This is a genomic window from Bacillus cereus (assembly GCF_025917685.1).
GTDB classification, from domain to species: domain Bacteria; phylum Bacillota; class Bacilli; order Bacillales; family Bacillaceae_G; genus Bacillus_A; species Bacillus_A cereus_AT.
The window spans coordinates 3,846,801-3,859,876 of the sequence record NZ_CP089518.1; the positions used below are offsets into that span (position 1 = coordinate 3,846,801).

A 13,076-nucleotide genomic window follows, 5' to 3' on the forward strand; every position below is an offset into this window, starting at 1 on the left:
TTAGCTTTTTTCATGCATAACGATCACAAGTTTGACGCTTCAGTAATTTATGTGGAATAATGATACACTTTGCAGTTGACTCCGCATTCTCTACTTTATCAACTAAAGCTTTTGCTGCTTCATATCCTAGCTGATATATATTCACATCAACTGTCGAAAGCGGAGGACTCGCAATTTCTGATAATAAAGCATTATTAAAGCTTACAATAGAAACATCCTTCGGTACAACGAATCCTTTTTTAGAAAGTGCGCTTAATACACCAAGTCCAATTAAATCATCCGTTGCCATAATTGCCGTCGGTGGTTGCTTCAGTCCCATTAACTCCTCAACAGCTTGTTGACCACTTTCCCTTGAAAAATCAAAATGTAAAATATACTCTTTCGGTAATACAATGTCTGCTAGTTTTAAAGCATCACTCATACCGGCTAAACGATCTCTCGTTACAAGTAAATCTGATCCACCACCAATGAACGCGATCTGTTTATGGCCTAGTGAAATTAAATATTCTGCTACTTCTCTTGCAGCCGTATAATTGTCATTATCTACATATGTAATTTCATCTTTTCGATCATATGGTTTTCCAATTAAAACGAACGGGAAGTTTTGGTCATGCAAGTATTGAATAATCCGATCGTTCTCTCTTGAATATAAAAGAATAATACCACCGATTTGACGCCCTTGTACCATTTTTACAACACCATTAAAAATTTCATCTTCCGTTTCACCAGTCGACATATAAAGCGCGTACCCTTCTACATGTGCAAATGAACTAATTCCTCTTATAACTTCTGGGAAAAACGGATTTTGAAAAGCTTTACTTGCAGAGCTCGGCATAACAAGACCAAGTGTCTTCGTCGTTTGGTTCGCAAGGTTTCTTGCATTTAAATTTGGATGATACCCTAATTCACTCATTACTTTTCGAACACGGCGCTTTGTCTTTTCACTTATACTTGGATTATCAGCAATTACACGAGAAACAGTTGATGGTGCTACGTTCGCCTTCTTCGCCACATCTTTAATTGTAACTGTCATAAAAATCCCCTCCTTTCACGTCTCTGCCATTTTCATATATTTTATCCCGCTATTTGCCGGGCAGTAAGACCCCCACCTCAAAATTCAGCGAAAGCAAAGAAGTTAGGTGTGGGGTCGGGCTGCCCGTAAAAGCCCGATTGGTGAAGGCTAATAATCAGTGGGGATGAACAACAACCCCACTGATTAAAGCTTCACTTTATCTTGCACTCGTTGCAAGTCATAGGGTAAGTCATAGACTTTCATTTATTTATTCTATCTTGCAAAACTTATCATATTCTCCCTCTCCATGTATTGTAAGGGATATAGCTCTTTTTTCCTATACTATAATATACTATTTATTTCACTTCTTTTCATATGCGATGTCAAATCTCTTTTCATCTCTCTATAAATTTTTTTATAGAGAGATGAAAAGAAAAATGGGACATAATGTCCCATTTCTCATCCTTTCGTACCTCCAGCTGTTAAACCAGAAATAAAGTATTTTTGTAGTGATAAGAATAAAATCGAAATCGGGATTGCAATTAATACCGAACCGGCTGCAAACGTTGTAAATTCATTACCAAATTTCTTCGCTACCATTTCATAGAGTCCAACTGCTAAAGTATAATTTTCCGGTGTGCGCAAAATAATACTCGCTAAAATGAAATCTGTAAATGGACCGATGAAAGTGAATAACGCTACAACTGCCACGATTGGCTTTGCAAGTGGCATAATGATTTGCCAAAAAATACGGAAATGTCCAGCTCCATCCATACGAGCTGATTCATCCAACTCTTTCGGAATCGTATCAAAATACCCTTTCATAAGCCATGTATTCATAGGGATTGCTCCGCCTACATAAATTAAAATTAATGCAAGATGTGTATCGATTAATCCTGTTAACTGCGCTAATACGTATAGTGCGATTAACGCTGCAAAGTTCGGAATCATTTGCAGAATTAAAAATGTTAATAAACCATTCTTTCTTCCAACAAAACGATATCTCGAAAATGCATAAGCAGTAAAACTAATTGCTAACACTGAGAAAATCATCGTTAAAACACTTACTTTTAATGTGTTTTTATACCATAGTAAATAATTACTATTCTCTAAATCTAATAACTTACGATAATGATCTAACGTTGCATTTTGCGGAATAATACTTGATCCAGATAAACTATCACCCGGATTAAACGATGAGCCAATAATCCATAATAATGGATAGAAAATGATGGCACACATTACGAAAATAACGAAATAACTTAATGAGAGACGTAACATCTTTTGTCTTTTAATATTCATTTACATCATATCCTCTTCTTGGAATGATTTTGTTCTCTTAAATTGCCATAACGCAACTGTAATAACGATTAACGATAAAATCATTGTAAGAGCTGCGGCTTTCCCGTACTGCGCCGAAGTCATCGTTAACTTATAAATCCATGAAATTAAAATATCTGTTCCACCTGCATCTTGTCCAGCTACAGCAGGACCTCCGCCGTTAAATAGATAGATGATACTAAAGTTATTAAAGTTAAACGTATATTGCGTAATTAATATTGGTGCTGTTGCATATAGAACAAGTGGCAATGTAATTTTACGGAACTGTTGCCAAGCTGTAGCTCCATCTACTGTAGCCGCTTCATATAATTCTCCTGGAATCGATTGCAATATACCTGTCGTCATTGCGAAGACGAACGGGAATCCAAGCCACGTTTGAATCATAATTAAAGCGATTTTTGCCCAAAATGGATCTGTCATCCAAGCAATCTTTTCAATTCCGAATAAAGCTAATACTTGGTTATTAATTGCTCCAAATGTTTCATTAAACATACCAGAGAAGACAAGGATAGACACGAATGCTGGAACAGCCCACGGTAAAATGAAAATTGTTCGAATAACAGCCTTCCCTTTAATCCCAGGCTGATTTACGATAATTGCTAAAAAAATACCAAGTGCAACTTGTAGTGTTGTTGCAACGAATGTCCAAATGACAGTCCAAGAGAATACACTTAAAAATGTCTCTCTCCACATTGGTAATGTGAAAATATCAATAAAGTTTTTAAAGCCCACCCAATCTACTAATTTAGCTGGAGGAGAGTGATATAAATCGTAGTTCGTAAATCCAATTAAAATTACGAAAATGATTGGAAATACAACAACAAAGATAAGCAATAGAAAACCTGGTGAAACCATTAAATATGGAAAACCTTGATCTAATAAGTTACGATATTGCTCTTTTACTGAGTTTAATGGTGTTCCTATGTCACGCTTCTTTCCATTTTGGTATGCATCATATAAGTTAAATGCATATATCCCCAGTCCAAACACTATGACGATAAGTGCCAAAATCCCTTCTACTAATAGAAAGACAGAATGGTCACGTGGAACTTCTGTACCGAGTGTTACAATTCCCCATAACCCCATATTTAACAAATCAGCAAATGCTACAATGAACGAACCTGTTAATACTAGAAAAATAAGACCTTTAACATATTGTTTATTATATAGTTGACCAATGCCTGGAATAATTGATAACATGGTCGCCATTTTCCTATGCTTTGAACCGTTTAACTCTTTTGCTGGCTCCATAGATGTTTGCATGTTCCTTCCCCCTTTTTTCTTCCTACTTGGAAGGGAGAGAATTCGTGCCTCTTATATTCGAGGCACGAATTTCACCTTATTTTTTATTGCTGTGGTTTGCCTCAATATTCCCTTTAATTTGCTTCACTGCATTATCAAGTGCTGCTTTTGGTGCTTCTTTATCTGTAACAACTAACTGAAGAGCGTCTCCAGCTGGTTTCCATACTTCTTGCATTTCCGGAATATTCGGCATTGGAACTCCATTTTCTGATTGAGTTGCAACTGCTTTTGCAGCTTCATTATCTTTAATAATTGGATCTTCCATTACTGATTTTACTGGAGGAATTTCTTTTGTTTTCTCAAATCGAATTTTTGCATTTTCTTCATTAGTTACCCACTCAGTGAATTTTGTAGCTAAATCATTTTGTTTAGAGAAGCTTGTTACATGCCATCCTTTTACCCCAACAAATGTTTTCATCGGTTGACCATTTGGTAATTTCGGCATTGGAGCAACACCATAATCAATTCCGTTCTTTTCCATCGCTTGGAACGCCCACGGTCCGTTCATGATAGACGCTGCTTTTCCTTCATTGAATAATCCGTCAGCAGCAGGGCCACCAGATTCACCAATAATACCTTTCGGGAATAACTTTTCTTTGTACCATTTTTGAAGATATTCAGCACCTTGTACTGCTCCACTATTATTCAATCCAACATCACCTGCATTTGGCTTTCCGTCTTTCTCACCAAATACATATCCGCCCATACCTGCCATAAACGCGTTAGCAAAGTAGAAGTTATCTCCTAATGCTAAAAATCCGTACTTGCCATCCTTCGTAAAGTCTTTTGAGAAGTTAAACAGCTCATCCATCGTTTCTGGTGCTTTTTGCATTAATTTTTTATTGTAAATAAAAACTGGTGTTTCAATTGCTTTTGGTAAACCATATAATTTTCCGTTATATGTCTGTGCTTCTATTGATAAGTCAGTAAATTTACTCTTCACAGCATCATCTGCTTTTACTTCAGAAAGTAAGCCTTCTGTTACTGCATTTCCAATTTGATCGTGTGGCAATGTTACAACATCCGGCCCCGTCCCCGCAGGTCCATCAAGACGTAACTTCTTCACTTGATCTGTCATTTGCATTTCAACAACTTTAACTTTTACTTTATATTTTTCCTCAAAGCTTTTCACGGCTGGTTCTAAACCAACACCTTTTTTATCATCTTCCCAGACGAGAAGGTCATAATCTTTCTTCTCTTTACTTGCTTCCTTTTTCCCTGAATCTTTCGGTCCACATGCAGATAACATACCGATTGACAATGCTGAAATCGTTAATAGTGATAATGCTTTCTTCATCCCAAAAAACCTCCCTAAATTGTCTATGTACCTAAGAAATTGAAAACGTTTGCATTCGATAGTTTAATAGAAGCGCAAACAATATCATAATCTATGAAAACGTTTGCGCTATTTGTCTATCATTATACATCCTTTTATTCATTTTGCAAATATTAATTTTCAAAATAATCTTCTCATACTCTTTATTCATTGACTTTATATAAAATGAATACTACTCTTATAAGCAATATTAAAGTTATGTGAAAGGAAATCGTTTGCAACATAATCTTTATTATTTCGTTTTAGGTAACAATATGTATAGAGATATTAAAGGGGGATTTTCTATATGCTTAAAGAAGCGATCTATCATAGGCCAAAAGATAATTATGCATACGCTTACGACGAAAAAACAATTCACATCCGAATACACACAAAAAGAGATGATGTTCACAGCGCCGCCCTCATCTACGGTGATCCATACGAATGGCAAGATGGGAAATGGATTTCAGCGAGTACACCGATGAAAAAAACCGGATCTACTGATTTATTTGATTATTGGTCGGTTTCAATCGAACCGAAATTTAAACGCTTACGATATGGATTCGAATTAAAAAACGACGTAGACACTCTTATTTATACAGAACGAGGATTTTTTTCTAACATTCCAAATGACGATGTCGGTAACTTTTTCTGCTTTCCATTCATTCATGCAAAAGACGTTTTCAGGGCACCATCTTGGATTAAAAACACAGTATGGTATCAAATCTTCCCGGAACGATTCGCTAACGGGGATAGCGCAATAAATCCGGCAAACACCCTTCCTTGGGGAAGTGCAGAGCCAACTGCTACTAATTTTTTCGGGGGTGATTTCGCTGGCATTCTTCAAAACCTTGATTACCTTGTGAAGCTTGGAATCTCTGGAATTTATTTCACTCCTATTTTCAAAGCTCATTCGAATCATAAATACGACACAATTGATTACATGGAAATCGACCCACAATTTGGGACGAAAGAAACTTTCAAAGAACTCGTTGAAGCATGTCATAAACGTGGTATAAAAGTAATGCTCGACGCTGTTTTTAATCATAGCGGATACTTCTTCGATAAATTTCAAGACGTGCTGAACCATGGTGAGAATTCCGCCTATAAAGATTGGTTCCATATTCATGAATTTCCAATTATAACTGAGCCGCTTCCTAATTATGATACTTTCGCATTTACACCATATATGCCTAAATTAAATACTGCTCATCCAGATGTAAAAGAATATTTACTTGAAGTAGGTCGTTATTGGGTAAGAGAGTTCCATATAGACGGTTGGCGCCTTGATGTCGCAAATGAAGTCGATCACAGTTTTTGGAGAGAATTCCGTAGTGAAATAAAAGCATTAAATCCTGAAGTATATATTCTAGGAGAAATCTGGCATGATGCACTCCCATGGCTACAAGGGGATCAATTTGATGCTGTAATGAGCTATCCTGTTACAAACGCCCTACTTTCTTACTTTGCTAACGAGTCCATTCATGCGAATGAATTCATGAAACAAATTACAGATTCTCTACATTCCTACTCTATGAATGTAAATGAAGCGGCATTTCATTTATTAGACAGTCATGACACACCTAGAATTTTAGCAACATGTAATGGGGATACAAATAAGTTAAAGTTACTCTATGTATTTCACCTTTCTTTCATCGGTTCTCCTTGTATTTATTATGGTGATGAAATCGGTATGGATGGTGGCATGGATCCTGGTTGTCGTAAATGTATGATATGGGATGAAAAAGAACAAGACACTCTTTTATTCACACATATACAAACATTAATTTCATTACGGAAACAATATAAATCATTTGGAGGACACGGTATTTTTCAATTTATCGAAGCAAATGATGAACATAATTATATTTCTTATACAAAAACATATGAAGATGAGACTATCTTTTTCGTTTTAAATCCTACTAACAGTGAAGTTACAGCTTCACTCCCTCTTCATATTACTGGGAAGAAAATACTTAACATTTATACAAACGAAGAATTTTCAGCGGAAGCAAGTGTATTACAAGTTACACTTCCACCGTACGGATTCTCTATTTTAAAATGGTAATAGAAAAAGCCTTATGCCAGGGTGGCATAAGGCTTTTTCTTATTTCAATTTAAATACCATTGCTTCATACGGTCGTAATATAATATTTTCTATCGATACATTTTCTACGTCATAATTGTGTATTAATAACTCTGATTCGTTATAAATAATGTCCTCAGGTAATTCGAATACACATTCATCCGCAGTGAAGTTTGCAATCACCAGAAGCTTTTCTTCTCCATATGTTCTTACATATGCAAAAATTGAAGGATTATTTTCTAGTATTAAATCGTATGATCCATACACAACTATTTCATTATTTTTACGTAATTCAATCAATTTTTTATAGTAATAAAAAATTGATTCTTCGTCTTGAATCGCCTGTTTCACATTAATTTCTTTGTAGTTAGGGTTTACCGCTATCCAAGGCTCACCCGTTGTGAATCCAGCATGTTTCTTATCATCCCACTGCATTGGCGTTCTAGCATTATCTCGGCCCTTTATATAAATAGATTGCATCACTTTATCTATATTTTCACCGTGCTCTATAACTTTTTCTTTATACATATTTAGCGTTTCAATATCTCGATATTCATCAATGGATTCAAATCGAACGTTAGTCATTCCGATTTCTTCTCCTTGATAAATATACGGTGTCCCCTTCATCATATGAAGTACTGTCGCTAACATTTTCGCTGATTCATTTCGATAAGCTCCATCATTCCCGAAACGTGATACAACACGCGGCTGGTCATGGTTATTCCAATAAAGGCTATTCCAGCCTGTTTGCTCTAATGCTTTTTGCCATTTTGTTAAGTTTTCTTTCAGAGTAAGGAGTGAGCACGGTTTTACATCCCATTTCCCACCTTCTCCAGAATCTAAATCCATATGTTCAAATTGGAATACCATTTGTAGTTCTTTTCTAGCTTCACCTGTATATAATTTAGCCTCTTCTGTCGTTACACCTGGCATTTCCCCAACCGTCATAATGTCATAATGAGACAATACTTCTTCATTCATTTCATGCAAATATTTGTGAATGTTCGGACCGTTCATAAAATGTTTATGCCCTGAAACATATCCTTCTTCATCCGTTTCAACAGCTGGTAAACCTTCTTCTTTAGAAATAAAATTAATAACATCCATACGGAATCCATCAATTCCTTTTTCTAACCAAAACTTCATCATGCCATAAACATCTTGTCTTACCTTTGCATTATCCCAGTTTAAATCTGGTTGTTTTTTAGAAAACAGATGTAGATAATATTCGTCTGTCATTTCATCATATTGCCATGCAGAGCCACTAAACGCTGCTCCCCAGTTATTCGGCTCTTTCCCTTCACTTCCAGGACGCCATATATAATAGTCTCTATATTTATTATCTTTCGATTGACGTGATTCAATAAACCAATTATGTTCATCTGAAGTATGATTAACAACTAAGTCCATCATAAGCTTCATATTACGTTTATGCATTTCATGTAATAGTTCATCCCAATCTTCCATTGTTCCGAACTCATTCATAATTTTACAATAATCACTTATATCATAACCATTATCATCATTTGGAGATTCATAGACTGGTGATAACCAAATTACATCAATACCTAATTCTTTTAAGTAATCTAGCTTTGAAAGAATGCCACGAAGATCCCCTATGCCATCACCGTTACTATCCATAAAACTACGAGGATAAATTTGATATACTACACTTTCTTTCCACCATTGTTTTTCCATTATGCTACCCCATTTCATCTATACTATAATTTTTTCTTTTTTAAGGCGCAAACGTTTTCATTACTGAATGATAACAGATTCTATCTTAATTTAAAATAGCGCTTACAATATTTATTCTTCTTTTTCTAAGAAAACGAGCGAAAGTTACTATATTTTCTTGCAAAAATGAAAACGTTTTATTTTTTTCTAGTGTTTTTATTTCTTTTTTGAATCTATTCGTTTATAATGAACTTAAAGAAAACGTTTGCATAAATTTCTAGGGGGAAATATCATGGCAGAACTTAAATTAGAAAATATTTATAAAATATATGATAATAACGTAACAGCCGTAACAGATTTTAACTTACACATTCAAGATAAAGAATTTATCGTATTCGTTGGTCCTTCTGGGTGCGGAAAATCTACCACATTACGAATGGTAGCTGGCCTTGAAGATATTTCAAAAGGAGAATTTTCAATTGATGGTAAGCTAATGAACGATGTTCCTCCAAAAGATCGAGATATCGCAATGGTCTTCCAAAACTATGCTCTTTATCCGCATATGAGTGTTTATGATAATATGGCATTCGGATTAAAACTTCGAAAAATACCGAAAGATGAAATCGATCGTCGCGTTAACGACGCAGCAAAAATTTTAGGGCTTGAACAATATTTAACTAGAAAACCAAAAGCGTTATCAGGTGGACAACGACAACGTGTTGCATTAGGCAGAGCAATTGTTCGAGACGCAAAAGTTTTCTTAATGGATGAACCATTGTCAAACTTAGATGCAAAACTACGTGTTGCAATGAGATCCGAAATTTCTAAATTACACCACCGCCTTGGCACAACGACAATTTATGTAACACATGATCAAACTGAAGCAATGACAATGGCTTCACGTCTTGTTGTTATGAAAGATGGAAAAATCCAACAAATTGGAACTCCAAAAGAAGTATATGAAACACCTGAAAATATTTTCGTTGGTGGTTTTATCGGTTCACCCGCGATGAATTTCTTCCGCGGAAAATTAACTGAAACCGATTTCGTTATAGACAATTCATTAAAAATCAAAGTATCTGAAGGAAAAATGAAATTATTACGCGAACAAGGCTATGTAAATAAAGAAATTGTTTTAGGTATTCGTCCAGAAGATATTCATGATGAACTATTATTTTTAGAAGCTTCGCAATCTACTACTTTCACAACAAAAATTGAAGTTGCAGAGTTGTTAGGGGCTGAATCTATCTTATATATGAAACTTGGAAATCAAGATTTTGCAGCACGTGTTGATGCAAGACATGCTTTTTCACCTGGAGATCAAATTAAACTTGCATTTGATTTAAATAAAGCGCATTTCTTTGACAGTCAAACCGAACAACGTATTCGTTAAAAAATAAAGTTCTATTATAGAACATACAAAAAAACCGTCCACATATATGCTGAGGGCGGTTTTCCATTATTATGCTAGGGCTTCTATTGTATGAAATGATTGTCCTCTCGTGCTAATAACACCAAAAACCGGTAAATCACTGAGCACCACTTCTTCTTGCTGTTTCATAAAAGATGACGTTAATTGTTTTATCTCTATCCAAACGTCATTAATACAAAGTACATTGGAATCGTTCTCTTGTCGGCGGGAAAAAATAGAATCTATTTTATATAGACCAGCATTTTGAAAAAGCATATCAACACGACTGTATGCCTCCATAGTAAAACTGATAACACGTTGCCAATCTCCTTGTTTTCCCATATCATAGGATACAAAAAGCGCCTCTCCGCCTAGATTCATAATTTCTTCCACTGTTGCTTGTCCACTTTCTTGATCAATGTCCGTCACAATTACTTTTGCGCCTTGTTTAGCCAACAAAAGAGCTGTATTACGTCCAATACCGATGCCACCGCCAGTTACGATAGCAACTTTTCCTGCAAGCTTCATTTTCATTACCCCTTCTATATGTCTTACCGTCATTCAGTATACTCCTTTATTAGATTAGTCCGCAAGCAGGAAAAGTTAACCTCATAACTTGTAAGCGATTACTTTTTTGTTTCTTTTTTCTTACTATTATATTGATCAAAGGTTAAACCGATAAAAATAAGAATCCCCCAAAATATTAAGCTACCTCCGGTCATTCCAAATCCCCCTTTGTTATATAACAATATTATTTATATTCATTATATCATTAACTTAATTTTCAATCTATTCAAACAGAAAATAGGATGTTTGAATTAGCCACCGCTTCTTTAAACATCTTCAATAACATGGCGAGTACTATATAGGAGATATCCAGCCTATATAAATTACATTTATCAAATTTCTAAAAAAAAATAAGACTTTTTATATGCAAACAATAAAAAGTCTTATTCCACTATTATAACGTATAATCTGAATGTTTCTTATACTAGACTCATCACTTTCGTTTTTGCAATTAAATCATGGAAACCACAATTATCTTTGCGGAATAACATCATATATACGTTACATATTAATGGAATTCCAAGTAACAATATGCTTGGTAATAACAATACAAAAAATCGTATTATTAATGTTTGTAACGTTAGTTTTTCACTTGTTAATGAAATTATTTTTGTTCTTGTTACCTTTTTACCTACTGTAGAACCGTTCCAAATAAAGGGTAACAAAATAAAATATATAGCCATTAGTATAAAAGCTACCGTAAGGTCATATCTATAGTCACCAAAACTTATATTAAAACGATTGAAAATAGCACTATAGTTTCCGGTGATAACAGCTACTATCGCACCGTACATAACCGAGATTAAAAACATGTCAATAAGGGAAGCACCTATGCGATTCATTACAAGCGCTGGACGATGCATCTTTAACTTCATTCTATGTCGACTCCTTCATATCCTTCTTTACCCGTTTCATCGTACCACTTCTAAAAAACATTGTAAACTAGCGTTTCTCTTACTTTTCTTGTACAATGTGTTACAACAGCACTATAAAGGAGGTTCCCATATTGAAAAGATGGATAATCCTATTTGCCGCACTCTTATTAACAGGTTGTACAGGCAATACAAACCATTTAACCTATACAATTAACGACGAATATGAACTCATACATACTTCTGGAGATGCATTTGAACTTTTCCCATCGCAAGATGCTGTATATGCTACACAATACATTCCTGCAAAAATCACAGAAATTGCTTGGGACGATAAATACATTATCACAAAACAAATTGAGGAAAAATCAGATCCAAATAATCCTGATGCAGCAATTACAAATAAAAAAAGTGAACATTATTGGATTATCGATGTAAAGCATAATAAACGATTCGGTCCTTATAATGAAAAACAATTTAACGAACAAAAAGATGCATTTAAAATTACAGTACCTTTTCAAAGTGTAGATTCATATGTGAAAGAGCTAAAAAAACAGTCAGCATAATTTTTATGCTGACTGTTTTTGTTTAAATACACACCTTACTTGGAAAGTGAGATATTGAAAGTTTGTGGCTCTTTAACAGCTTCATGAGTATCTCCTACCGCTAAATCATCTGTTGTAAACTTAATATCCTTTACCTTCTCTTTTCCATCATCAAGTATTAAACCGATAATTCCGGCTCGTGTCTCACCAGGCTTATAATCTTCCCTTGATACACTCTTTGTCCCCACCAGTGTGTCTTCTTCATATAAAAAGTTTTGAGTCGCTACATTAAAATGTTGTTTATCATTAATAATAACATCATTCATAGAGAAGAATTGCATGTTCTTATCTCCACTATTTTCTACCTTATATGTAATTTCAACATACCGAATCGTATCGCTAATCTCTGTTCCACTTAACGATGCATATAATTCAGCATCTTCTTGACTCACTTTATCTCCCAATCTACGCTTTACTTCTTCAGGAGTTAATGCCGTATACACTTTCAATGTATTTTTTGCATCTTTGCTCATTTGTGATAATGAGATAACTTTAACGTCTTGTACATGAATTTTCATTGGGGCTACTTCAAATGTTTGATTCACAGAATGAATCTGTTCTAATTCAAATGTCCCCCATCCTTTTTCTTTCACTTTTTGTCCTACTTTTTTAAGCTCACGCCCACCATACTCTTTTGTTTCTGGAATAGATTCTTTCTTTTTAGGTTCTGCCTTCTTTTCTTCTTGATGGAAGCAACCACTTAACATAAGAAGAAAACTACATAAAACAAAAATACTTTTCCATGCTTTCATCATTTAATTTCTCCTAACACTATCATTCATTAATATAAAGTGAAACTTTAATCAGTGGGGGTTTTGTCCATCCCCCACTGATTATTAGTTGAACCAATCCGGCTTTTACGGGCAGTTAATCTCCCGCCTAACTTCT

Annotated in this window: 12 protein-coding genes; 3 read left to right on the forward strand and 9 right to left on the reverse strand. The window is 34.9% G+C overall.

Translation table 11 applies throughout. The annotated features are described in order from the left end of the window. Window positions 1-10 precede the first annotated feature (10 nt). From malR to LUS72_RS19885, 4 genes are all read right to left on the reverse strand, one after another. Complete coding sequence (gene malR / locus LUS72_RS19870) at window positions 11-1,033, reverse strand: maltose operon transcriptional repressor MalR (protein ID WP_097830851.1); 1,023 nt, start codon at window positions 1,031-1,033, stop codon at window positions 11-13. 438 nt (window positions 1,034-1,471) lie between these two features. Beyond that, window positions 1,472-2,314, reverse strand: coding sequence for a maltosaccharide ABC transporter permease MalD (malD, locus tag LUS72_RS19875; protein ID WP_001022595.1), 843 nt, complete (start codon window positions 2,312-2,314; stop codon window positions 1,472-1,474). Then, complete coding sequence (malC, locus tag LUS72_RS19880; RefSeq protein ID WP_097830850.1) at window positions 2,315-3,616, reverse strand: maltosaccharide ABC transporter permease MalC; 1,302 nt, start codon at window positions 3,614-3,616, stop codon at window positions 2,315-2,317. A 76-nt stretch (window positions 3,617-3,692) separates the two neighbouring features. After that, window positions 3,693-4,952 (reverse strand): extracellular solute-binding protein, encoded by a 1,260-nt coding sequence (locus LUS72_RS19885; RefSeq protein WP_097830849.1) that lies wholly within the window; start codon window positions 4,950-4,952, stop codon window positions 3,693-3,695. A 325-nt stretch (window positions 4,953-5,277) separates the two neighbouring features. Here LUS72_RS19885 and LUS72_RS19890 point away from each other — a divergent pair, with 325 nt between their 5' ends. After that, window positions 5,278-7,038 (forward strand): alpha-glycosidase, encoded by a 1,761-nt coding sequence (locus tag LUS72_RS19890; protein WP_097830848.1) that lies wholly within the window; start codon window positions 5,278-5,280, stop codon window positions 7,036-7,038. A 39-nt stretch (window positions 7,039-7,077) separates the two neighbouring features. Here LUS72_RS19890 and malL read toward each other — a convergent pair whose 3' ends face one another. Beyond that, window positions 7,078-8,754, reverse strand: coding sequence for an oligo-1,6-glucosidase (gene malL, locus LUS72_RS19895; RefSeq protein WP_097830847.1), 1,677 nt, complete (start codon window positions 8,752-8,754; stop codon window positions 7,078-7,080). Between the two features lie 271 nt (window positions 8,755-9,025). Between malL and LUS72_RS19900 the strand changes: the two genes are divergently transcribed. Further along, window positions 9,026-10,126, forward strand: a complete 1,101-nt coding sequence (locus tag LUS72_RS19900) for an ABC transporter ATP-binding protein (RefSeq protein ID WP_097830846.1) — start codon at window positions 9,026-9,028, stop codon at window positions 10,124-10,126. Between the two features lie 69 nt (window positions 10,127-10,195). Here the strand turns inward: LUS72_RS19900 and LUS72_RS19905 are convergent, their stop codons facing one another. The 3 genes from LUS72_RS19905 to LUS72_RS19915 form a co-directional block, all read right to left on the reverse strand. After that, window positions 10,196-10,705, reverse strand: coding sequence for an SDR family NAD(P)-dependent oxidoreductase (locus LUS72_RS19905; protein WP_097830845.1), 510 nt, complete (start codon window positions 10,703-10,705; stop codon window positions 10,196-10,198). A 65-nt stretch (window positions 10,706-10,770) separates the two neighbouring features. Beyond that, a complete protein-coding gene (locus LUS72_RS19910; protein ID WP_000145641.1) occupies window positions 10,771-10,866 on the reverse strand; it encodes a hypothetical protein in 96 nt (31 codons plus the stop codon). 264 nt (window positions 10,867-11,130) lie between these two features. After that, the gene (locus LUS72_RS19915; protein ID WP_097830844.1) at window positions 11,131-11,586 is read right to left on the reverse strand and encodes an RDD family protein; all 456 of its coding nucleotides are present in this window, start codon (window positions 11,584-11,586) and stop codon (window positions 11,131-11,133) included. 131 nt (window positions 11,587-11,717) lie between these two features. Between LUS72_RS19915 and LUS72_RS19920 the strand changes: the two genes are divergently transcribed. Continuing rightward, entirely contained in the window at window positions 11,718-12,149 is a 432-nt protein-coding gene (locus tag LUS72_RS19920; RefSeq protein ID WP_002033805.1) for a DUF3997 domain-containing protein, read from the forward strand. 35 nt (window positions 12,150-12,184) lie between these two features. Here the strand turns inward: LUS72_RS19920 and LUS72_RS19925 are convergent, their stop codons facing one another. Further along, window positions 12,185-12,943: a hypothetical protein gene (locus tag LUS72_RS19925; RefSeq protein ID WP_097830843.1), complete on the reverse strand. Its 759-nt coding sequence runs from the start codon at window positions 12,941-12,943 to the stop codon at window positions 12,185-12,187. Between the last annotated feature and the right edge of the window lie 133 nt (window positions 12,944-13,076).